Below are 21,417 nucleotides of genomic sequence, written 5' to 3'. Positions count from 1 at the left end.
CCGCCCCTCGCATAACGTCATTAGATGGCGAAAAGTTTAGCAAGCTCGGCCACCGAGTGCACCACTGCATCGGCGCCCGCCGCCTCGTGCTCGCCCGGCACCGCCGCGCCCGAATAGATGCCAATGCACGGCACGCCCATTGCGTGCGCGCCCTCCACATCGTTAAAGCGGTCGCCGATCATCACGGCATCGTCCGCCGTCGCGCCGAGCGCCGCCAGGGCATCGCGAACCGAATCGGCCTTGGTCTCGCGCCCCTGCGGCGGATTCATACCGACCACCGCCTCAAACTGCGAAAGCCCCAGCTCGCCCACCATGTCGATGCACTTTGCCTCCATGCGCGACGTCGCCACGGCCAAGTGATGCCCCTGGGCGGCCAAGCCATCGAGCAGTTCGGGAATTCCATCGAACACGGGGTACTCTTCCGGTCCCAGCTCATCAAAAAAGGCACGGTACTCGTCGGCCACCACAAGCGACTCCTCGCGCGAGAAGCCGTAAAAGTCGTGGAAGCTCTTCCACAACGGAGGCCCGATCATGCGGCGCAGGTCACCCATCTGCGCCTCAGAAAACCCGCGCGCAGCCAGCGTTTTACGCGTCGAGGTCATCACCGCCCGGCCCGTATCGGCCACCGTGCCGTCAAAATCAAACAGCACGACCGACCGCTTGCATATCTCCAGAGCCTCCATCGACATCCCTCTTCCCCAGTTGACGATTTCCACACCGACACTTCAAACTGTTGACTATTCAACAATTGAACCTAGTAATGTGGAACGACTCTACTATACTTGTCGCACTTTGCTCTCAGAAGGCGGCGCCGTCACGCCCCAACGAAAGGTGCAATTATGTCTTTTGCCATCATAACCGACTCCACGTCGGGCATCTCCCCCGCCCGCGCCCAAGAGCTCGGCATTTACGTGATTCCGCTTCATGTGATTATCGAAGGCGAAGACCTGCTCGACCAGGTGCAGGCCAGCTCACGCAGATGCTCAATATTCGCCTGGCCGTTTCGCCGGAGTGGAAATCGGGCGAGATCAAGGCGATCAAAAAGGGTCGTGGCGCCAAGCGCATCGTCGCCAACCAATCCCTATTCCACCGCAACTTGGAAGCAGTTCATTTGGGACGGGGCCAAAAAGACTGATATCAAACGTTTCAGACCAGTCTTTTTAGCCCCGTCCCATTTTACCTACCCTACATCAGCCCGCTCAGGACAATATCGACGGCCTCGTTGAGGTCATCGGTGATGTGGACGAGGTCTGGATCGAGTGGGCTGATCATGCCGGCATCCATCACCGGGCCGTTGAGCCAGTCGAACAGGCCCTGCCAGTATTCGCTGCCCACCAAAACAAGCGGCATGCGCTTGACCTTGTGCGTCTGCACCAGCGTGAGCACCTCAAACATCTCGTCGAGCGTACCAAAACCACCGGGAAACACGATGGCGCCCGAGCTGTATTTGACAAACATGGTCTTGCGCACAAAGAAGTAACGGAAGTCCATGCCGAGGTTCACGTATTTGTTGAGCCCATGCTCGTGCGGAAGCTCAATACCCAAGCCGACCGACTTGCCGTTGGCGCTCGCCGCTCCCCTGTTGGCCGCCTCCATAATGCCAGGACCACCGCCGGTGATAACCGCCACGCCGCGCTGCGCGATCTTGCGGCCGACCGTGCGCGCCGCCTTGTAGAGCGGATCGGTCTTGGGCGTGCGGGCACTGCCGAAGATGGTCACCGCGGGCCCGAGCTCGGCAAGCGCGCCGAAGCCATCGACAAACTCGGCCTGAATGCGCAGCACACGCCACGGGTCGGCGTGCAACCAGCCAGTCGAGTCCTCGGGCGCCAGCAGGTTGGCGTAGGTGTTGTCCTTAGGAATCATAGGGCCGCGCATAACCACGGGGCCGCGTCGGTACGTCTCGTTGTAGGCCGGCTCGCCCTCGACGTTCTCATTCTTAATCATGGGGGATACTCCTATCGAAAATAGAAACGGGCGGGGTCGACGCCATGCGTCAAACACCCGCCCGAACATCAACCATTCGGTATGGTACCCACGTTTTATTATGTAATGGCTTAGTGTTATTGAAGACTTATTTACTCACTGTAATCATGTTAGCACACCGACCAAGGGTTTCTATGAGTCCTTATTTGTTTGTCCGTGCTAGATATTTGACGGTGACTTTGATGGGACTTTCATCTTGGTGTCGAACTCCACGACTCTGTCATCACCTTTAAGCCACTTGCAACCACAGGATAACAATAGTCGCTGTCATCACGAGCAAACCGCTTGCGTCCACCCTTTGGCAATAGTCGCTGTCGTCACGAGCAAGCCGCTTGCGACTACCCACGCGGAGTTAAACAATAATTGCAAACTGAAGCTGCAAATCCACCCGACAAGGCTCTTTTATAAAACCCATTGTTTAGACGACCAGCAATCTCATCAGGCTCTCACCTTGAATAGTTTCCCAGCCAATCTGCGTGACTGCCTCCGACAGCTGTCTATCATGCGTAACCAACAGTAACGCGCCAGAGAAACCGCTCAGCATCTCCTGCAGCGCCTCAATAGAACCCACATCAAGATGATTCGTCGGCTCGTCGAGTACGAGGAGGTTGGGATTCGTAACAAGCTGTTCAGCAAGCATGAGTTTGCGGAGTTCGCCAGGACTCAAATCGTCGCCATCGAGCAGTTTGTCAGGGTCGGAGTTCAACCGCGCCACGATGGAGAGGATGCGACCTTTCGTCTCCTGGTCCTGGTCTCGGAGATGCCTCAGTGCTCGCTCGCGTTCCTCTGGCCCGACGTCCTGGGGAACGTACGCAACTTTGACATTATCAGGAACAGATTCGATGACGCTTCGTACCACCAGGCTCTTTCCCGTTCCGTTCGCACCGGTCAACACCACGTGATCCGTTGGCGAGATCCAGAGCTCCGGCACATCTATCGAGAACTCGCCAGCAGACAGTCGCGATGCCTCCAAGTGCGCCACGCAACTTGAGCGCGCAGCGACGCCGAACTCGCCGATACGATGGTCGTATCTTTTCGAGACGGTTTTCTCAGAAAGCTCTGCCTCGGCCTTTGCGAGCCGCCCGCTCATTTTGGACGAGAGCTTCCCTGCAACGCCGTCCTTTCCAGAGACTATGGCGCGTCCGATCTTCTCCCGAGCGTCGCTGTCTTTTTTGCTCAAGCCGCGCTTGCTTCGCTTGCCCTTCTGACGTGCCGCCTCTTCGCTCCTGCGCTGGGCTTCTGCCTTCAGGCGCTTAGCTTCACGAGAGGCTTGCTCGCGATCCCTCATCGCAGAGGCGCGTTCGCTCGCCGCCTGGTCGCTTGCCTTCGAGTACCCGCCGGGGCGCATGGTCCAACGCGCGCCCTCGCACATGAGGCTCTGGCCCACAAGGCCGTCGAGCAGATCCCTATCGTGCGAGATGAGGATGCCGATGCCGCCGAACGAAGCCAGCGCCTCCTTCACGATGTCGCGCGTGGCGGCATCGAGGTCGTTGGTCGGCTCGTCCATGATGAGGACATCCGGTTGTGCATAGAGGGCGCATGCGATCTGGATCCGCTTCTGCTGACCGCCCGAGAGCGTGTCGTAGCGCCAGAACCAGTCGTCTTCGATGCGGAGCAGCGCCCTTGCCCGTTGCGCCTCCTTGCCCCAATCCGATGCGAGATCAAAGAGCTTGTCTGGCTCTTGGGTCGAGTCTTGCTCGCAATACGACGCGAACAGATTCGGGCTCACCGTCCCGGAATCGGGTGTAATAACGCGGGCGGCGATACGGGCGAGCGTGCTCTTCCCGCATCCGTTGTCGCCGATGATGCCCGTCCATCCCGTCGGGAACGTGGCGCTGACGTCTTCGATGGCTGGCGATGCCGTACCGGGGTAGGTATAGCTGATGTGAGTGAGATTCAGTTGCATGGCGAGCTCCTTTGAGAGGAGGTCGCGCAGGGGCCAGGCACGCGATGTATGGATTCGGAACGAGAAGGCACTGAAGCGATGCGGCACCCTGAAGCGCGACCGGATGTACAGAATGGTCGTATGGGGTACCCGAAACGGGCATCGCTAGTTCTTCATCTAACCTGACCTAACTCGAAGCGGCGCTTGCCAAAGGCCCCGCTGGATGATTGATATCTAGGATTATAGCATGGTGATTTCCCTTGGCTCGTCGCTTCACCCAAGTGCTGATTGGTGCTGAGAGCGGAGAGACTGCGTGGCACTGCTCCCTCTAGCTGGCGCCTGATGCTGGAAAGCATCACACAGAAACGCCTGCCCTTCCCGCAACCCGCCAGAGCATGGCCGAAGGCGGCGGTTGGCACTGCAGCCCCCTCCCGTGTTATCTTTATTGAAGATAATTAAGAAGGTGGTGCACGATGTGCAGAACATACCCGGGAACGGAAACGAAACACAGAACCAACTCATAACAGCGACGCAGCAGCCCTCGAGTCCCGTGGCCCTGAGCGCAGACGTCGAGATGCTGCTCGAGCGCTTTTTAGTCGAGGCCGAGCTGGCCGAGACCACGAAGGAGACCTACCGCAGGACCCTGAGGGGCTTCTTCGCGTGGAAGGAGGAGCGAGGGATCACAGACCTCGCCAGGGGAGACATCCTCGCCTACAAGCAGGACATGCTGGCGAGGGTGCGGCCCTCGACGGCGAGCACCTACCTCACCGCGGTCAAGAGCCTGTTCAAATGGCTCGAGTCCGTGAGAGCCTACCCGAACGTGGCCGCGGACATAAAGACGGTCAAGCTAGTGGGCAACATCCACCGCAAGGACGCGCTGACGCCGGCGCAGGCCAAGCGTGTGCTCCAGGTGCTGAAGGGCGACACGCTGCAGGCCAAGCGCGACTTCGCGCTGGTGAACCTGCTCATCAGAGTCGGCTTACGCTCGGTGGAGGTCACGCGAGGCCGTCTGGGTGATTTGCGCAACAGGGGCGATCAGACGATTCTGCTCGTCCAGGGCAAGGGCAGGGTCGAGAAGGACGCGCTCGTGGTGCTGACCGATGCGACTCTAGGACCCATTTACGACTACCTGGCAGCGCGCAGGTGCGAGGGGCGCGAGGTCGTCGGGGAGGACTCGCCGCTGTTCGCCAGCCTCTCCAACAAAACATATGGGAAGCCGCTGTCCACGCGCAGCATACGGCAGATTGCGAAGGAGGCCCTGCGCGCGGCGGGGCTCGACAGCGAGAGGCTCACGACCCACAGCTTCCGGCACAGCGCGGTGACGTTCGCGTTGCTGGGGGGCGCCAGCCTGCAGCAGGCCCAGGCGCTCGCAAGGCACACGAACCTGACGACCACGATGGTCTATGCCCACAACGTCGACCGCGTGAGCCAAGCTCCGGAGCGTTTTGTCGACGGCCTCCTCGACGACTAGGAGGCCGGGGCCGCGTCATGCGAGGGGAATGCCCGAGAGGTCGCTCCCCAGCACCTCCAGGTACTCCAGCAGCTGCTGGTACTTGCCTCGGAGCAGCAGGAGCTGTCGCTGGAGCTCCGCGTTCTCCTCCTTCAGCTTCCTCGATTGCTTCCTGCTCTTGTCGAGGGCGATATCGAGGTCCTGCAGGCGCGACTGCGCCCTCTGGAGCTCCCTTGACAGCCTGGTTATCTCGGCGTCCTTGTTCAGCTCGAGGTTCCCTTTCTGGCTTACCTTTGCGAGCGGCCTGAACTGGCAGACCTGGTTCTTCGCCAGGAGCTCCTTGACGTGCTGCTGGCTGAACGTCCCCGAGCTCAGCCCCGTTAGCGCCATGAGCTCCTTCTTGGTGACGATGCGGTGGTCCTCTTCGATTTCGTCGATGGCTCCCTGGATGAGGGCCAGCGTCTTCTCCCTCTTCGCCGCGTACATCCTCTGCATGTTCTCACTGGGCTGCTTCATCAGAGACCTCCAGGTCCTCGCCGCTAATCGCGTTCAGCACGCGCTGGATCAGCGTCTTGTATGCGTCTATCCAAACACCGCAGAGCTCCGCGAAGACATCGTTGCCACAACTTAGAGCCTTCTCCTGCTTGCTGCGCCAGTCGTCGAGCTCGCTTTGATAGTAGTCGAGGTCGCCGGCGTCGGGGACGAGGTAGCTGCAGCGGAGGCACCTCGACCTGTCGGCGCTGCAGCCCCTTGCGTCCGAGCACAGGCCGATCCTGTGGACCCTCTTGGCGAAGGGCTTCGACAGGATCCTGTCGAAGCGGGCAGGGTCGTCTGTGTTGATGATCCTGCCCCTGAACACGACGGGGTCGTCCTTGCGCAGGTCCTTGACGGAAGTGTGGGTATAGCTCTGCTCGATCATCTTGGTGTTGTGGTGGGCGGTGAGCGGCAGCAGGTCGATGGCGCGGAAGAGGCCCGAGTTCATGCGGTCGCTGACGGCGTTGTGGCGGAACTGGTGCGTCGTCGGGGAGTAGGGCTCGCCGTGCTCGTCGACGATTCCCCTGCACTTGCAGAGCCGCGAGAAGAAGCGGTTGCAGCTTCCAAGGTTCTTCGGCTTGAATGCCGACCCGTGAGTCCTATAGCATCTCTCCCCCGTCTTCGGGTCCCTTATGAGCCTGTAGGCCCGCGAGGTGAAAAGCCACCTTGCATTCTCGCCGAGGTGCGCCAGCACCTCGTCCCTCTGGGCTGCCACCAGGTCGACGAGGAGCTTCCCCATGCCCTCGTACCTGACCTCGATCAGCTTGATGTCGCTCGGGACGTAGGGTCCCGACTGCTTGAAGGACGGGATCGTCAGGGTGTAGGTGTCCGCGTCGAGCCGCTTCAGGCACCTGACCGTCATGCTGAGGACCTCGGTGGCGCGGTTGGGGATCAGGCGCAGCATCCAGTAGATGCACCTGTAGACCAGCGGGATGCCGTCTTTCATGAAGATGACGTCGAGCTGGCCGGCCACCTCGTCGGGGATGTACTTGTCCTCCTTCTTGACGTAGGCGGGGGCCCTCTCCAGCACGAACCTCTGCATGGCGGAGCTGATGTCGGTGAACCCCGACTCCCTCGCGAATGCCTCGAGAGCGTGCCAGTAATGCAGGCGCTTTCTCAGGGTGGTCTTCCGCTCTCCCGAGAAGAGGTAGGCATAGAAGGAGGCGAGCGCCTCCGGCGGGGCTTCTGCGAAGCTCTTGCAATCGTCGGGGATGAAGTCTGCGCAGTGCTTGATGGACATGCAGATGTCTGAGCTGATGGCAGCGGGGTCCCGCCCCTTCACGAGCCTCGTCAGCGCCCATCTCTTGGCCTCCTTCTTGAGGTGTTCGTTCGAGATACCCGTGAAATATATGTTGCGCGAGCTCGGTTTGACGTTCTTGTCGGGCTTCACCTTGTCGGCTTGCCAGACGTCGTCGCTGAAGCTCGAGGCAGAGCAGTAGTCTGAGAGCATCTTGGCCGCCTGCTCGTCGGTGACGGACACGGCGTTGGAGAGGACGACCGGCTCGAGGGCCGCGGACCCGGATGTGGGGAAGAGCAGGCTGTCAGGCATGTTGCGTTCCCTCCTCAATGGCGTCGAGCACGGCCCTGTAGCGCTCGTTCAAGGCCCTCTCCTGCGCGTACTCGGTGTAGCCCTCGTACTCGTCCATCGGGATGTCCAGCTCCGCGTACTTGGCCTCGAACTGCGCCAGCAGCCTCGACGAGTCCTCGCAGAGCTCTTCCCAGCGCCCCTGGAAGGCCCTTCCCGTGCACAGTTTGGGGCAGGACGCGCAGCTGATGTTGCCGAGGTCGGCGCACCTGCCCTCCGAGGGGTGTTTGGAGCACACGCCCAGCTCCACGTTGCGGCGGTTGGTGCAGAAGTCGACGTAGAGCCAGCGGCGCTCCTCCTCCGTGTACAGGTCGAGCCTGCCGCTCTCGATCAGGAGGTTGAACTTCTGCTGGAAGAACTCGCTGTTCAGCTCTGCGAGCCTCCTCATCCTCACCTCGGCGTAGACGCGCTCGGTGGTTCTGTAGTCGACGTGGCCGAGCTGCTTTTGCACGTCTGTAAGCGTGGCACCCGACGTGATGAGCTCGACGGCGACCGTCTTGCGCGTCTGCCTGGAGCAAAACGTGTCGTAACTCTCGTCGATCGACTGCATGCCGTACCGCTCGAGCAGCCTGTTGATCGCTCCGTTGAAGGTCGTCGCGGGGAACTCGGTCTTAACCCCGTTGGTGATGCAGAAGAAGAGCGTCTCGACCCCGTACATCTCCCTGAGGGCGGAGGTCTCCTCGATGTAGGCCTCGATCTCGCCGTGCAGCTCTGGCGAGATGACGGCGAAGATCTTGTCGCCGAGGCGCCGCTTGATCCTGGATGCCGCGGTCTTGGGGGACCTCGCCCTCACCTGCGGCATGCCGCTGGCGGGGTCCTCGGCCGTGATGTCCTCGACGCGGATGCTCTTGATATCGGAGAGGCGCCACCCGGTCTCCATCGCGAGCTTGAGCATCAGCTTGCAGGCGCTCGACCCAAGCTCGTCGACGTGCTCCTCGAGGAACACCAGGATGTCCTCGGGGATATCCGGGGTCGCCCTCGAGTAGTCAGAGCCGCTCCTGACCGTCAGGTTCGCGGTCGGGTCCGTGTCAAGGCGCCCGCGAGCGACGAGGTGCCGGAAGAACCTCCTGCAGCTGGTCAGATGATGCTTGAGCGTGCCGGGTGCATAGCCATCCTTGCTCATATGCGAGAGCGCGGCGAGGACATGCAGCTCGCCCACGTCCTCTGGGCAGGTGATGCCGTATTCGCCGACGAGGAAGGAGAGCACGGTTAGCAGATCGGCCATCGCAGCCGGGATGCGCGCCAACGCGCGATGGTCAGAGCTCGCGCGCTGGCATGCATCCTGGTAGAGGAACCTCAGATACTCCCTCGCATCCTGCTGGAACAAACCCGTCCCGTCCAGCACGGAGAAGTCGAGCCGCCTGCCTGAGAACGTCTCCCCCTTGGGGAAGTAGAACCACACCTCCGACTTGTCGCTGGCCACCTCGTCGGCGTTGCCGTCGAACATGAACCTGCGCAGGCCGGCGATCTTGTTCTCCAGGTGCTCGTCAAAAGCGTTTGCGAGGGTGGGGGTCTGCCGCACCTTCTTGAACGCCGCGAACTTCCTCACGTCCTCGTCTTCCAAATGCTCCTTGAAGTCGCGACGGAATCTGTGGAGGGGCAAGATCGGCCCCCTCGGAGAGTCGGGGGCCAGGTACCTGCCGGCGAAGAACGCATCGTATGCGCCCAGGAGCTCCTCGAAGCTGACGCCGCCTGGCAGTTCCGGTGCCGGCAACTGGGAGTCACCTGCGACAAGCAGTCCAGCAGGGACGGAGCTCTTGTCAACCCGCACAGCTTTCTCGTCGTAATAGGCGCGTTCCTCCGCGCTGAGATCTAGGAATTCATATACGGCGGTCCGGTTAGAGGTCGTAGCGTACGCAGCGTACGTGTAGGGCAACATCTCCCTAGCGATTACTTCATGCAGCCTGCGATAGTCCCACCGCTTGCCGTGCCCCCTCGCTTTGCGCTTTCGGCACCTCCCGACAGGGCGCCAGGAGAACCCGAAGATGTACGCGGTCAGGCGCGGGTAGGTGAAGTGTCGGTAGTTGCGATCGGACAGCCCCGAGGCATACTTCTCTGCCATGTCGCGCACATACGCCGCGAACTCCTCCTCGCCGACCTCTTCGACAACGCAGTTGTCAAACCACTGCAAGAAGTTATTGCGGGAAAGGCTGCAGTACTTCTCGATAAACTCCCTGCGGATTTCGACGAGGGGTTCACGTCGTCTGACGGCCTCGACGGCGCGGTCCCCGATCTGCACCGGGAAGCGGTGATAGGTGTAGAAGCGCTCCATGTACGTCTCGCCAAAGATACGTATCAGGGGGTTAACGCAGTCCCTGACCTGGTAGGTCAACCCGGTTATCACCTTGCAGAGCTTCTTTATGCCGGGCTTTTCCCAGGCTTCCTCGTCCTCGTGCATGGAGACGAGCACGTCGAGGAAGTAGTCGCTCAGCTCCTCCTCCGAGAACATGGAGGTCAGGGCAAGACGACACAGGGTCCCATAGCTATATGTCCCCTTCAGCGACTCCTCCAAGCCCTCGCAGGAGGGCAGCGGCGTGCGCGACTCCACGCAGGCGGCCAAGGCAGCAAAGTCGCTCACCGTCGCCGTGTCTGCGACATGGGTGTAGTTGTTGCTGCGCTTCGCACCCCCGGAGTTGTCCCTGATGTGCTCGAGCGCCTCCTCAGGTTGCCTGATCATCGGCGCGCCTCTGTTCCTTGGCTGCTTCGAGCCTCTTCCAGTTCTCGACGGCGGTCACCCTGTCCTGCCTGTTCTTGTAGGGCTCGGCAGACTCCATGCTCTTCCAGCCCATGATGTCGAGTATCTGGTTGTCGGTAAGGGAGGCGGGGTCGAGGGCCTGCTGCCTGAGGAGCTCCTCCATCTTCGTGCTCCTGCCGGAGTGGGTGCGCACCTTGGCGGGGTCGAGGCCGGCGCGCTTGGCGGCGCGCTTGATGATCTCGAGCGCGTTGTGGTAGGCCATCGGCTTGCCGAAGCTGCCCTCGCGCTCGCGCAGGTTGAGGAAGATCTCGGTCGGTATGAGCGACCCTGAATCGATCAGCTTCCCCTCGACGGCGCTGCGCTCGTTGTAGAGGTACTCCTCCAGCAGTCGCCGCGAGCGCTCCGACAAGACGCAGACGCGCCCCTCGCCCTCGCGCCTTCCCTTGCTGCGGAAAAGCTTCAAGGTGCCCTCGTCTGCGCGGTAGAGGTCGATCTGGGCGGAGAGGATCTCGTCGATGCGAAGGCCGTCGAGCGAGAGGGAGAAGACCGCCTTGTCGCGGTAGGTGCGGAAGTTGCTGAGGATTGCGTCGACCTGCTCGTCCGTGTACCACTTCTCGTAGTCCACAGGAGGCTTTCCGCTGGCGAAGGACGTCTCGGCGACATAGCGCGGCGACGTGGTCACGATTCACTGGCCGTAGAGGAAGGAGTGCGGGTTCTCCCCGCTTCGCTCCTCTGCGACCTCCATCTTGATGTCTTTGCCCTGGGAGCGCAGGAAGGTGTAGAAGCTGGCCACGACCGTGTAGTAGCCCCTGACGGTGAAGCCGGACCTCTTTCCCTCCACTGCGCCGACGAACGGGATGACGTTTCCGAACTGCAGGAAGCGCAAGAAGCCGGCGAGGTGCTTGGCGGTCGCGTCGGCGTAGCCGATGTGCCAGCAGTCCTGCAGGTAGTTGAGGTACTTGCACAGCTTGTAGGCGTACTGCCTCGCCGTCTGGGGCGAGCCCATGCTCATCTTGTGGAGGAACTTGTTGGCCCAGAAGGGGTAGGCGTCCGGATGGTTGATGATCCAGCCGTCCATCGTTCCCCCGTCGGCCTTCGGGTAGAGGCATTTTTCAACGGCAAACATTTTTTGTCACCTGAACAAACATCAATTCACTGGATAACGCTTAGTTAAACATCACAATAAGTGCTCGACCTATCAACGACTAAAAATAAATCTTAGTATCTGAAATACATAATAAAATGGTAGATGCATCAAACGCTTGCAAGGCATCGGTCAGAGGTCGTGCAACCGATGCCGACGCATGCGATGCCCGGCGCCGGTTACGCACGGTCGATTGGCACGCAGCCTCGACACCGCGCGAGCGCCCCCGTAAGCGCACCCGCAGCTCTTAGTAATCCACTGCCGCGGGGCTGTTCATCCAGTCGCTCACGAACGCACCGTAGTGGCCCTCGATAATGGCCTGGCGGGCACGCTGCATAAGGTTGAGCAGGTAGTAGATGTTGTGCATCGAAAGCAAAATGCCGCCGAGCATCTCCTTCTGCGTGACCATGTGGCGAATGAGCGCACGGCTGTAGCCGCCCGTGCACACCGGGCAGGTGCAGGTGGGATCGATGGGGCCGTCGTCGTGCGCAAAGCGGGCATTGCGGAAGTTAAGGCGACCCTCGCTCGAGAACGCCGTCCCCATGCGGCCGGTGCGCGTCGGCAGCACGCAGTCGAACATGTCGATGCCCACGCCTACACCACGCACGAGCGTCGTCGGGTTGCCGACGCCCATCAGGTAGCGCGGCTTATGTTTGGGCATGTACTCGCTCGCGAGCGGTGCCAGCGTCTCAAACATGGTCTCGTGGTCCTCGCCCACCGAGTAGCCGCCAATGCCGTAACCGGGGAAGTCACCGCACTCCTCCAGATGGCGCAGCGAACGCAGGCGCAGGTCCAGATGCATGCCACCCTGAACGATGCCAAAGAGCGCCTGGTCGTCGCGGGTATGAGCTTTATAGCAGCGCTCGGCCCACATACTCGACAGCTCAACGGCGCGCTCAACGTAGGCGCGCGTGGCGGGATAGCCCGGGCACTGGTCGAGCTGCATGCAGATGTCGGAGCCGAGCTTCATGGCGATTTCCATGTTGTCCTCGGGCGTCCAGAACACGTGGCGGCCGTCGTAGTCGTTGACGATAAAGCGCACGCCCTCGTCGGTGAGCTTGACGGCGTCGTTGTGGCTGAACACCTGGAAACCGCCGGAATCAGTGAGGATGGGGCCATGCCAGTTCATAAACTTGTGCAGACCACCCAACTCGGCGATGGTGTCCTCGCCGGGACGCATGGACAGGTGATAGGTATTGGCGAGCACGATCTGGGCGCCGAGCTGCTTGACAGTCTCGGTAGGAATGCCCTTGACGTTTGCCTTGGTGCCCACGGGCATAAAGATCGGCGTCTCGATGTCGCCGTGCGGAGTGTGCAGCACGCCGGCACGCGCATGCGTCGTCGGATCCTCGGCGATCAGGTCGAATTTAAATAGGCTCTGGTCCATAAACTGGAACTCCTTGGTTGCGGTTCATACGCAAACCATTATAAAGACCGCGGCAGGTGAACGGCATAACGTCTTTCGGAGAAGGGAATGTCAAGCGCAAACTGAATAGAGCGGCCGAATTTTTGCTATCCAAGCGAGCCATCGAACACGTTTTGAAACTTTGCTGCGGCGCGCGGGATGCCGGCGCGAGACTTTATCATAGGGTGACAATCAACGATGAGGAGCACATGCCTATGACAGACGAGCTGGACCCCCAGACTCAGCAGCATATTGATGATTCCGCAGACGCCGTCGACGACTGCAGCACTCCTACCTGCGTCGCCGCTTCCGTCGATGCATCCGCCGAAGATGCGCACGCCGGTGCGGATAAGGCAACAGACACAGGCGATACTGTCGAGCATGACGAAGGCGAGCAACCGGAGTCGAACGACGCCGAGCCCGACGCGGACCCCGCGCCACAGGCGGCAGGCCCCATCGAGGTATCTTCGGAAGAAGAGCTCGATGCCGTCATGGACTCCATGATGGATGCCGTCAAAGCAATGAAAGACGCCGTGGCCGACGCCGATGTGGACGCCGAAGAAGAGAAGGCCGCCGAGGCCGCATCGACCTTCGTGCCTGGCGAGACCCCCGTTGCCGACCAAGGCAGCACCGTACCTTCGTTCTTACAGCTCGAGCACCCTACAATTGGCGCAGATGCAGTTGACCCGCACACTGCCGGATTTTCCGTGATCGAGGGTGGCACCGGCAATATCGCCACGTCGCAGGCGCCCGATGCGGGTACGGCCGACGCCGGTCACCCGACCGCTCCACACGCCCCTGCAGCCAGCCGCGATCTGGGAACCGCCGTCTCAAATACAGCAAACGCCGTAGGCACTTTTATCGCCCAGGGCGCCTCTGCCATGCGCGAGATGAACGCCGCAAAGAAGGCGCTCGCGGACGCTCGTGCCCACCTGGCCGAACTTGATCAGCGCATTTCCGATCAGACCGAGGAGCTCGAGACGCGCCAGGATATCGCAGGGCGTTACGACCAGATTGTCGCCGACCAGCGCCACGCTATCGACACGGCACAAAAGGCCGCCGCGGCGGCAGAAATCGGCCGCGATACCCATGCCGCCAAGACAACAGAGCTCAAAGCGCAGCTCGAACAAATAAAAGAAGAGGACGACGCCACCGAGCGGCGTCTCAAAGCCGCACTCGATGCCGTAGAGGCTCGCGAGGCGAGTTCGCGCGAGACCGGTAACCGCCTCGTACGACGTCTCGAGGATTCCAAGCGCATCCGCGACAAGGTACAGGCCGAGCGCGACGCCGGCGTTGCCGCAGCGCAGCAAACCGTCGACGCCACGCGTGCTCAACTCGAAACGTTGCGCCGTGAGTATGCCGAGCTGCAGCGCAATCCCTCGGCAAATCCCGCCAACTATACGGTGCGCACCAGCGAGCTTTCGATGCAGATCTCCGACACGGCTGATGCCCTGCGCAAAGCCGAGGAAGATGTCCCGCGCATCACCGCCGATCTTGAGCACTCGCTCGCAGCCGCCGAGCACGCCGTCGAGCAGGCGCAAGCCCCCATCGCCGACGCCAAGCGCGCCCATCAGGCCGTGACGGCCGAGGCCGATGCCGCGCGCGACGAGCTGCAGACCGCAAAGGCGGCCGCTGCAACGCGCCAGCGCGAATTACGCGAGAAGATCGTCACCGAGGACAAAGCGCGTCAAGAGCAAGAGCAGGCTATCGCCAATGCCCAGGCGGACGTCGCGCATGCGCAGTCGATCATCGAGCAGGCGACCGAGGTGCACAACCATCCCGAGATCACCGAATCGCTCGCGGGCTCCCTGGCTCGCGATAAGGACGAGCGTGCCGAAACCGAGCGCGAAGTGGCTCAGCTCGAAGCCGCCGAGAACGACGTGCGCGAGCGCACCCGTGACTCACGCGTCAAATTCACCGGCGCAATCGTCTGCATTGTCACCGTAATCCTCGTGATCGTCCTAATCTGGCTGTTCGCGAGCAAGTAAACCAGCTGCCAAAAAACACTCACCGCAACGTTTTGATTGGTGCAAAGGGGCCAGGCTACTTTGCACCAACTTGGTGCATATAAAGCAGTCCCCATTGCACCAACAACGTTTGCCCAGATAAAACCTGCCAAAATAAACCTGTCCCTTTTTGGCAGGTTGAACCACGGCAACGCCAATGTTTTGGCGAAGTCAGCGAAAACCCGCCAGAACGGCAATCTCTTGACAACCAAAGAAATGCCGATGTTTTGCCAGCGACAGCGAGCGGGTCGCATTTGAGGCAAGGTGACGTGAAACGAAAGGGCGCTGACCTTCTGGTCGCGCCCTTGAAGTTGAACGTCAGATTGTCCAAATGCGGCCCGCGCAGCGTCGAGCAGTTACGCGGTTCGTAGAACCGCGTAACTAACAAATGAGCATGGCGTCGCCAAAGCTGAAGAAGCGGTAGCGCTGCTCGATAGCGGCGGCGTAGGCATCCATGATCTGATCGCGGCTAGCAAGTGCGCTCACGAGCATCATGAGTGTGGAGCGCGGAACATGGAAGTTAGTGATCAGCGCGTCGACCACGTGATAGGTCGAGCCGGGCATGAGGTAGAGCTGCGTCGTCGCGTTCTCGCGCGCCACGATGTCACCACGGCCGAGCGTGTCGGCCCCGTCCTTACGGCCCTCAAAATAGCGCGCCGTCACAGCCGGATCGGACACCGGCGCGTCCGCGTCAAACGCACTCTCGAGCGAGCGGACTGCGGTGGTACCGACAGCAATCACGCGATGCCCCTCGGCCTTAGCCTTATGCACGGCGTCGACAACCTCCTGCGACACGTGATAGCGCTCGGTGTGCATCACGTGCTGCGTGGGGTCGTCCTCCTCCACCAGACGGAAGGTATCGATGCCCACCTCGAGCTCGACAGCGGCAAACTTCGCACCCTTGGCCTCGATAGCGGCCATGAGCTCGGGAGTAAAGTGCAGGCCCGCCGTGGGAGCGGCAGCTGAGTGCTCCTCCTTCATGGCGTAAACGGTCTGGTACTTCTCGGGATCGCCCTCGTAATCGGTAATGTAGGGCGGCAGCGGCACGTGGCCGGCAGCATGGATAGCCTCATCGAGCGTGCGCGGCTCGCCGGCGGCATTGCAACCGGCCGGCTCAAAACGCACCAGGCGACCGCCGCGGCTATCGGTGACAAAGTCGACGACCTCGGCCGTCAGCACCACGGGAGCACCCTCGGGCGCATGGGCACCACCGGCGCGATACTCAATCTGAGCGCCGGGCTTTAAGCGCTTGCCCGGCTTGACCAAGCACTCCCAAACGTGACCCAGCGGATCCACGTCCTCGCGGCGCTTGAGCAGCAGCGTTTCGACCACGCCGCCCGAGCCTGTCTTGCGACCGATAAGACGGGCCGGCATCACACGCGTCTGGTTGATGACGAGCACGTCACCCGGCTCGATATAGTCGATGATGTCGCGAAAGATGCGGTGCTCGACGGTGCCACCATGCTCCAGCGGCGTCCCCGCCTGGGAGCCCTTGCGGTCCACCACCAGCAGGCGGCAGGAGTCGCGCGGCTCGGCAGGAGCCTGGGCAATCAGTTCCTCAGGAAGGTTGTAGTCAAAATCATCGGTACGCATAGACACGTCGAATACTCCTTATATAGCTAAAATCCGCTCTACATCCTAGCAGGCTGCCAGCCCAAAAGGACTACTTTTTGGACGCTTTGCGCTCGTCGCGGATGCGGGCGCGGTCCATGGCCGCCTCGACGGCCGAGAATCGGCAGCCGCAATAGTTCTGCCGATACATGCCCAGCTCGCGCGAACGACGCGTGGCCTCGGGATAATACGGGCGAAAATCGCGAATCACCGGGGTGAGACCATGTGCCGCCGCCAAGCGCTCCAACACATCGTTGCAGGTGTCGAACAACTGATACGGCGAGACGGCGAGCGTCGTGCCCACAAACTCAAACCCGCACTCCTGGGCCACACGGCATGCCTCGGCCAGGCGCAGGGCATAGCACGCACGACAGCGACGGGGTCGATCGGCGCCCAGCGGGGCCACGCCGGCCTCCCAGCGCTCGCGGTCCTCCCCCGCCTCGATGAGCTCGATGTCGCCATCGGCACACCACCGGCGCAGCTCGTCCAAGCGGCGCTGCCATTCATCGCGTGGCTGAATATTGGGGTTGGTCCAGCAAATCGTGGGCTCAAACCCCTCCTCACGCAGCAGACGAACCGGCTCAAGCGAGCACGGCGCACAGCACGCATGCAGCAGCAGCGGCTTCATGGACATCTCCTCCCAATCTTTGCCCAGGGTAGTCTTTTTGGGACGGGGCTATTTTGACTACTTTTAACGTCAAGCAGTCAAAAATACCCATCTCCAAAAAGTAGTCAAAATAGCCCCGTCCCAAAAAGACTACTGACCAAAAAAGCGCACGCCAAAGGACGTGTCCTCGCAGGCGACAATGCGGCGGTCGCGCAAAATGGTCCGCACGTAATACCAGTCGCCCACACAGCCCGACAAATGCAAGCCGGCCGCCAGGTAGCACAGCAGCGGATAGCCCGAAAACGCAAACCCCAGGGTAAACGCTGTCGTCACGACAACCGTCGGCGCCAGACAAACTGCCATGTACCGCCGGCGCGAATACACAACGCCCTCGGCGCAGGCATAGATCATGCATGTCTCGAGGTTCGCCCCAAAGGTCACCTGCGCGCCCGCAGGAGCCAGCAGCTTAAAGAACACGCCGTGCACCAACTCGTGCACGGCAAATGACGCCGCCGAAACCGCAGCCAAGCCGACTATCCAGCCTAAGACAGCCGTCCAGCCACCCGCGTCAGCCGCATCCAAGTCCGCGGGCCCACCCAGCAGCATAAACACCGGCACCAGGCACACGGCAAATGCGCCAAGCACGGCCATCCCCCACACAAAGCAAGCGTGCAGGAAATCCTCGTCTTCAAACGCATGTATGTTGGAAATCTCATTCATAGCATCTTAGGATAGCGCCCCTGCCACGTACCCGTCCGCATGTGCGATAATGTCGAACGATATGCACGAATTGACCACCGCGTCGCCGAGCCCCGCGCCCGGCCACGCTCTCACCATATGCGAAGGAGTCCCATGGCATCCAAATACTCCATGAACGACCGTCCCAGCTGGCCTCGCCGCGCCATCGTAACCGCCGGCGAGCCCTATGGCAACAAGGGCCTTCACTTTGGCCACGTTGGCGGCGTCTTTGTTCCGGCCGACTTCTTCGCCCGCTTCCTGCGCGACCGCCTGGGCCGCGAGAACGTCATCTTCACCTCGGGCACCGACTGCTACGGCTCGCCCATCATGGAGAGCTACCGCAAGCTCAAGGAGAACGAGGGCTACGATAAGTCCATTAGCGAGTATGTCGAGTCCAATCACTCTCGTCAGGCCGCGACCCTCAACAACTACAACATCAGCTGCGACATCTACGGCGGCTCGGGCCTTGAGCCGGCGGCCCAGATTCACAACAAGGTGACCGCCGAGATTATCGAGCGCCTGCACGAGCAGGGCACCATCTCCAAGCGCTCTACCCTTCAGTTCTACGACGCCAAGGCCGGCACGTTCCTCAACGGTCGCCAGGTCATCGGCCGCTGCCCCATCCAAGGTTGCAAGTCCGAGAAGGCTTATGCCGACGAGTGCGACCTGGGCCACCAGTTTGAGCCCGAGGAGCTCATCGCGCCCAAGAGCCAGCTCACCGGCGAGGTGCCCGAGCTGCGCCCGGTCGACAACCTCTACTTCGACCTGCCCGCCTACCTCGACTTTATGAAGACCTACACCGCCAAGCTCGCCCAGAACCCGCAGGTTCGCTCCGTGGTCTCCAAGACCATGGAGGAGTGGCTGCTGCCGGCACAACTCTACATCCAGAACAAGTTCCGCGAGGCCTTCGATGCCGTCGAGGACCAGCTCCCCGAGCACACCGTGCTGGAGCCCGAGGGCAACAAGAGCAGTTTTACCGTCACCTTCCCCAGCTGGAAGGAGCGCGACGACGCCCACGCGGTGCTCGCCAACGGCGGCGTGCGCTTCCGTAGCGGCAAGGCGCTCGTGCCCTTCCGCATCACCGGCAACATCGACTGGGGCGTTCCGGTGCCCGAGGTCGATGGCGTCTCCGACGTCACCTGCTGGTGCTGGCCCGAGAGCCTGTGGGCGCCCATCAGCTACACCCGCACCGTGCTCGCCCGCGATGCCCGCGCCGCCGGCGTGACCGAGGGCGTCGCCGCCCAGGATGCCGCCCTCATGGGCGAGCCCGCCGCCGATTCCACCCAGGTCCCCGCGCCCACCTACCAGCACAGCTCGCTCGACTGGCGCGACTGGTGGTGCTCGGATGACGCACAGATCTACCAGTTTATCGGTCAGGACAACATCTACTTCTACTGCATCGCGCAGACCGCCATGTGGGAGGCCCTGGGTTGGAACCTCACGCAGAGCACCGTCAGCGCCTGCTATCACCTGCTCTACATGGGCAAAAAAGCCAGCTCGTCCTCGCAGACGCCTCCCCCGCCGGCAGACGACCTGCTCAACCACTACACCTGCGAGCAGATGCGCGCGCATTGGCTGTCGCTCGGCCTGTCCGAGAAGCCGGTGAGCTTTAGCCCCAAGGCATATGACACACGCGTGACCGGCAAGGACAAGGACGGCAACGAGGTGCGCGCCTGCGACGACAAGCGCGTTATCGACCCGGCCCTTAAGGAGAGCGCGCTTTTGACCGGCGTGTTCAACCGCCTGGCCCGCAGCTGCTTCTACGGCGTCGCCGTCAAGGAGGGCGACGAGAGCCCCTACCGCAACGGCTGCATCCCCGCCGGTGCCGCCTCCGCCACCGTGGTCGAAGCCGCCGAGCAGGCAGCTCTCGCCTTTGAGCAGGCCATGTACAAGTTCGAGACGCACCGCGCGCTCGCCGTGTGCGACGACTACCTGCGTGCCGCCAACAAGCGCTGGAGCGACGCCTCCAAGGCTGCCAACAAGCTCGAGGGTAGCGAGGCAAACACCGCAATGACGCAGGCACTGGTCGACGCCTTTACCGAGCTGCGCGTGGCGACCGTCCTGATGCACGGCATCGTCCCGGCCGGCTGCGAGCTCATCTGCGAGTACTTCGACGTCGATCCGGTCGCCTTCTTTAGCTGGGACAACATCTTTGCCTCCACGGACGAGTTTGTGGAGAGCCTGGGCGAGAAGCCCGGCGAGCACCGCGTAAAGCCGCTGCCCCCGCGCTTCGACTTCTTCAGCAAGCACGAGAGCCAGTACTAGACAAACGCCAAGGCAGACTAGTCAATTTGGGACGGGGCTATTTTAGCTACCCCGTCCCAAATTTAACTGCAACGCCTGCCGAAACGGACGGGTAGCTAAAATAGCCCCGTCCCAAATTGACTACTTTTAATGGAATGGGAAGGAAAGACGGATGTCCAAGCCGCGTCGTCGTAAGCAGAAAAAGCAGGTTAAGCCCGAGCTCAAGCTTAGGCAGTTTGCCGCCACCGAGCTTTCCGACCAGCTTGCCGCCCAACACTCCGCCGCCGACCTGCCGCGCTTTATGGTCGACACGGTCGCCGGCGCCTATGCGCCTGCCGATGCCGAGCTCATGATCGAGGGCTTTGGCGCCGCCGCCACGCGACCGGTCACGCTGCGCGCCAACACGCTCAAGGCGACCGCCGAGGACATCGCCGCCGCGCTCGACGCAGCCGGCATCGCCCACCAAACCGTTGCCTGGTACCCGGACGCTTTCATCCTGCCCGAGGCCCAGGTATCCGATCTGTGGGATCTCGACATCTACCGCAACGGCAAAATCTATCTGCAGAGCCTGTCGTCCATGATGCCTCCTTTGGTGCTGGGCGCTCAGGCCGGCGAGGATATCCTGGACATGTGCGCGGCCCCCGGCGGCAAGACGACGCAGATCGCCTCTCTCACCCAGGGACAGGCGCACCTCACCGCCTGCGAGATGAGCATTCCCCGCGCCGAAAAGCTCGAGGCCAACTTGGACCGCCAGGGCGCCAAAAACGTGCCCGTCATGCGCATCGACGCACGCGAGCTTGACGAGTTCTTCCGCTTTGACCGCATCCTGCTCGACGCCCCCTGTACCGGCACGGGCACCGTCATCAGCGGCAACGAGAAAAGCCTGCGCGGCCTGACCGAGCAGCTGCTCTGCAAGTGTGCCCGCTCGCAGCGCGCGCTTCTGGACCGCGCCATGGGCGCCCTCAAGCCGGGCGGCACGCTCGTCTATTCGACTTGTTCGATCTTGCCGCAGGAAAACGAGGACGCCCTGCAAGAGGCCCTCGACAAACACATGGACTGCGAGCTCATTCCCCTCGACGGCACGCCGAGCGAAAGCGAAGCGCGTCGCGCCCAGGAAGCTGGCGAAGAGCCACGCGTCGAGAGCAACGCCCTCACCGAGGCCATCGCCACCGGCCACGTCTCGACCGTCGCCAACGGCATGCCCGGCACGCTGACCATCCCACCCAGCCGCGACTTTGAGGGCTTCTACATCGCTCTGATCCGAAAACGCAGCTAGCGCACGGATTCAAACTCAACAGACTATCGCCGTGCGCGCCTGTCCTGCTGGTCCTTATGCCGCGCAAGCGCTTCACGCTCCTTGCGCTCGGCCTTTTTGCCCTTAATGGCCGTAACCACAAAGTAGATGACCGCGGCGGCTACGATTGCGCCCACGCATAGGCCAATCGAGCTCAATATTGTCGTGATTTCCATACCGCGCCACCTCTCTTATAAACGGGACATCCAAGATAGCACCTCGATTCCCGCCACCAC

At 61.6% G+C, this 21,417-nt stretch carries 18 protein-coding genes; 5 read left to right on the top strand and 13 right to left on the bottom strand.

Annotated features, from left to right (window positions below):
- Positions 1 to 20: 20 nt before the first annotated feature.
- Positions 21 to 683, bottom strand: coding sequence for an HAD hydrolase-like protein (locus ACTQ05_RS01280; protein ID WP_441063027.1), 663 nt, complete (start codon positions 681 to 683; stop codon positions 21 to 23).
- Positions 684 to 839: 156 nt separating this feature from the next.
- Here ACTQ05_RS01280 and ACTQ05_RS01275 point away from each other — a divergent pair, with 156 nt between their 5' ends.
- Positions 840 to 1,226: a DegV family protein gene (locus ACTQ05_RS01275; RefSeq protein ID WP_441063026.1), complete on the top strand. Its 387-nt coding sequence runs from the start codon at positions 840 to 842 to the stop codon at positions 1,224 to 1,226.
- Here the strand turns inward: ACTQ05_RS01275 and ACTQ05_RS01270 are convergent.
- Both ACTQ05_RS01270 and ACTQ05_RS01265 read right to left on the bottom strand, forming a co-directional pair.
- Positions 1,186 to 1,944 (bottom strand): TIGR00730 family Rossman fold protein, encoded by a 759-nt coding sequence (locus tag ACTQ05_RS01270; RefSeq protein ID WP_441063025.1) that lies wholly within the window; start codon positions 1,942 to 1,944, stop codon positions 1,186 to 1,188. The genes ACTQ05_RS01275 and ACTQ05_RS01270 overlap by 41 nt on opposite strands.
- A 457-nt stretch (positions 1,945 to 2,401) precedes the next feature.
- Positions 2,402 to 3,889: an ATP-binding cassette domain-containing protein gene (locus tag ACTQ05_RS01265; RefSeq protein WP_441063024.1), complete on the bottom strand. Its 1,488-nt coding sequence runs from the start codon at positions 3,887 to 3,889 to the stop codon at positions 2,402 to 2,404.
- Positions 3,890 to 4,280: 391 nt separating this feature from the next.
- On the opposite strand from ACTQ05_RS01265, the gene ACTQ05_RS01260 reads away from it, so the two are divergent.
- Positions 4,281 to 5,339: a tyrosine-type recombinase/integrase gene (locus ACTQ05_RS01260; protein ID WP_441537777.1), complete on the top strand. Its 1,059-nt coding sequence runs from the start codon at positions 4,281 to 4,283 to the stop codon at positions 5,337 to 5,339.
- Between the two features lie 15 nt (positions 5,340 to 5,354).
- Here ACTQ05_RS01260 and ACTQ05_RS01255 read toward each other — a convergent pair whose 3' ends face one another.
- The 6 genes from ACTQ05_RS01255 to tgt form a co-directional block, all read right to left on the bottom strand.
- A complete protein-coding gene (locus ACTQ05_RS01255; protein ID WP_441032094.1) occupies positions 5,355 to 5,834 on the bottom strand; it encodes a hypothetical protein in 480 nt (159 codons plus the stop codon).
- Positions 5,818 to 7,401 (bottom strand): hypothetical protein, encoded by a 1,584-nt coding sequence (locus tag ACTQ05_RS01250; protein WP_441032092.1) that lies wholly within the window; start codon positions 7,399 to 7,401, stop codon positions 5,818 to 5,820. Before ACTQ05_RS01250 ends, ACTQ05_RS01255 begins: the two co-directional genes overlap by 17 nt.
- Entirely contained in the window at positions 7,394 to 10,114 is a 2,721-nt protein-coding gene (locus ACTQ05_RS01245) for a tyrosine-type recombinase/integrase (protein ID WP_441537776.1), read from the bottom strand. Before ACTQ05_RS01245 ends, ACTQ05_RS01250 begins: the two co-directional genes overlap by 8 nt.
- A complete protein-coding gene (locus tag ACTQ05_RS01240; protein ID WP_441064233.1) occupies positions 10,098 to 10,757 on the bottom strand; it encodes a tyrosine-type recombinase/integrase in 660 nt (219 codons plus the stop codon). The genes ACTQ05_RS01245 and ACTQ05_RS01240 overlap by 17 nt, the downstream gene beginning before the upstream one ends.
- Positions 10,758 to 10,817: 60 nt before the next feature.
- Positions 10,818 to 11,258, bottom strand: coding sequence for a hypothetical protein (locus ACTQ05_RS01235; RefSeq protein ID WP_441064235.1), 441 nt, complete (start codon positions 11,256 to 11,258; stop codon positions 10,818 to 10,820).
- Positions 11,259 to 11,523: 265 nt separating this feature from the next.
- Positions 11,524 to 12,663 (bottom strand): tRNA guanosine(34) transglycosylase Tgt, encoded by a 1,140-nt coding sequence (gene tgt, locus ACTQ05_RS01230; protein ID WP_441041950.1) that lies wholly within the window; start codon positions 12,661 to 12,663, stop codon positions 11,524 to 11,526.
- A 233-nt stretch (positions 12,664 to 12,896) separates the two neighbouring features.
- On the opposite strand from tgt, the gene ACTQ05_RS01225 reads away from it, so the two are divergent.
- Positions 12,897 to 14,669 (top strand): hypothetical protein, encoded by a 1,773-nt coding sequence (locus ACTQ05_RS01225; protein WP_441537775.1) that lies wholly within the window; start codon positions 12,897 to 12,899, stop codon positions 14,667 to 14,669.
- Positions 14,670 to 15,068: 399 nt separating this feature from the next.
- Here ACTQ05_RS01225 and queA read toward each other — a convergent pair whose 3' ends face one another.
- The 3 genes from queA to ACTQ05_RS01210 all read right to left on the bottom strand — a co-directional run bounded on the left by queA (position 15,069) and on the right by ACTQ05_RS01210 (position 17,625).
- On the bottom strand, positions 15,069 to 16,280 hold the full coding sequence (gene queA / locus ACTQ05_RS01220) for a tRNA preQ1(34) S-adenosylmethionine ribosyltransferase-isomerase QueA (RefSeq protein ID WP_441537812.1): 1,212 nt from the start codon (positions 16,278 to 16,280) through the stop codon (positions 15,069 to 15,071).
- A gap of 70 nt (positions 16,281 to 16,350) precedes the next feature.
- A complete protein-coding gene (locus ACTQ05_RS01215; protein WP_441014868.1) occupies positions 16,351 to 16,926 on the bottom strand; it encodes an epoxyqueuosine reductase QueH in 576 nt (191 codons plus the stop codon).
- A gap of 129 nt (positions 16,927 to 17,055) precedes the next feature.
- The gene (locus ACTQ05_RS01210; RefSeq protein ID WP_427719827.1) at positions 17,056 to 17,625 is read right to left on the bottom strand and encodes a DUF3267 domain-containing protein; all 570 of its coding nucleotides are present in this window, start codon (positions 17,623 to 17,625) and stop codon (positions 17,056 to 17,058) included.
- Positions 17,626 to 17,757: 132 nt separating this feature from the next.
- Here ACTQ05_RS01210 and ACTQ05_RS01205 point away from each other — a divergent pair, with 132 nt between their 5' ends.
- Positions 17,758 to 19,908 carry a methionine--tRNA ligase gene (locus ACTQ05_RS01205; protein ID WP_441537774.1) on the top strand — a complete coding sequence of 717 codons (2,151 nt, stop codon included), beginning with the start codon at positions 17,758 to 17,760 and terminating at the stop codon, positions 19,906 to 19,908.
- A 151-nt stretch (positions 19,909 to 20,059) separates the two neighbouring features.
- Positions 20,060 to 21,163 carry an RsmB/NOP family class I SAM-dependent RNA methyltransferase gene (locus ACTQ05_RS01200; protein ID WP_441537773.1) on the top strand — a complete coding sequence of 368 codons (1,104 nt, stop codon included), beginning with the start codon at positions 20,060 to 20,062 and terminating at the stop codon, positions 21,161 to 21,163.
- A 23-nt stretch (positions 21,164 to 21,186) separates the two neighbouring features.
- Here ACTQ05_RS01200 and ACTQ05_RS01195 read toward each other — a convergent pair whose 3' ends face one another.
- A complete protein-coding gene (locus tag ACTQ05_RS01195; RefSeq protein ID WP_441537772.1) occupies positions 21,187 to 21,357 on the bottom strand; it encodes a hypothetical protein in 171 nt (56 codons plus the stop codon).
- Positions 21,358 to 21,417 lie beyond the last annotated feature (60 nt).

The organism is Collinsella sp. LCP21S3_A9, from assembly GCF_052118785.1.
GTDB lineage: Bacteria > Actinomycetota > Coriobacteriia > Coriobacteriales > Coriobacteriaceae > Collinsella.
The sequence above is the reverse complement of the archived record's forward strand: the minus strand, read 5'-3'. Positions and strand labels throughout refer to the sequence as shown.

What these genes read in the sequence shown, in the direction of transcription:
- ACTQ05_RS01280 (WP_441063027.1), bottom strand. Translation starts at nt 683, where the DNA reads ATGGAGGCTCTGGAGATATGCAAGCGGTCGGTCGTGCTGTTTGATTTT.
- ACTQ05_RS01225 (WP_441537775.1), top strand. Translation starts at nt 12,897, where the DNA reads ATGACAGACGAGCTGGACCCCCAGACTCAGCAGCATATTGATGATTCC.
- queA (WP_441537812.1), bottom strand. Translation starts at nt 16,280, where the DNA reads ATGCGTACCGATGATTTTGACTACAACCTTCCTGAGGAACTGATTGCC.
- ACTQ05_RS01205 (WP_441537774.1), top strand. Translation starts at nt 17,758, where the DNA reads ATGGCATCCAAATACTCCATGAACGACCGTCCCAGCTGGCCTCGCCGC.
- ACTQ05_RS01255 (WP_441032094.1), bottom strand. Translation starts at nt 5,834, where the DNA reads ATGAAGCAGCCCAGTGAGAACATGCAGAGGATGTACGCGGCGAAGAGG.
- ACTQ05_RS01250 (WP_441032092.1), bottom strand. Translation starts at nt 7,401, where the DNA reads ATGCCTGACAGCCTGCTCTTCCCCACATCCGGGTCCGCGGCCCTCGAG.
- ACTQ05_RS01275 (WP_441063026.1), top strand. Translation starts at nt 840, where the DNA reads ATGTCTTTTGCCATCATAACCGACTCCACGTCGGGCATCTCCCCCGCC.
- ACTQ05_RS01210 (WP_427719827.1), bottom strand. Translation starts at nt 17,625, where the DNA reads ATGAATGAGATTTCCAACATACATGCGTTTGAAGACGAGGATTTCCTG.
- ACTQ05_RS01215 (WP_441014868.1), bottom strand. Translation starts at nt 16,926, where the DNA reads ATGAAGCCGCTGCTGCTGCATGCGTGCTGTGCGCCGTGCTCGCTTGAG.
- tgt (WP_441041950.1), bottom strand. Translation starts at nt 12,663, where the DNA reads ATGGACCAGAGCCTATTTAAATTCGACCTGATCGCCGAGGATCCGACG.
- ACTQ05_RS01195 (WP_441537772.1), bottom strand. Translation starts at nt 21,357, where the DNA reads ATGGAAATCACGACAATATTGAGCTCGATTGGCCTATGCGTGGGCGCA.
- ACTQ05_RS01200 (WP_441537773.1), top strand. Translation starts at nt 20,060, where the DNA reads ATGTCCAAGCCGCGTCGTCGTAAGCAGAAAAAGCAGGTTAAGCCCGAG.
- ACTQ05_RS01270 (WP_441063025.1), bottom strand. Translation starts at nt 1,944, where the DNA reads ATGATTAAGAATGAGAACGTCGAGGGCGAGCCGGCCTACAACGAGACG.
- ACTQ05_RS01245 (WP_441537776.1), bottom strand. Translation starts at nt 10,114, where the DNA reads ATGATCAGGCAACCTGAGGAGGCGCTCGAGCACATCAGGGACAACTCC.
- ACTQ05_RS01265 (WP_441063024.1), bottom strand. Translation starts at nt 3,889, where the DNA reads ATGCAACTGAATCTCACTCACATCAGCTATACCTACCCCGGTACGGCA.
- ACTQ05_RS01235 (WP_441064235.1), bottom strand. Translation starts at nt 11,258, where the DNA reads ATGTTTGCCGTTGAAAAATGCCTCTACCCGAAGGCCGACGGGGGAACG.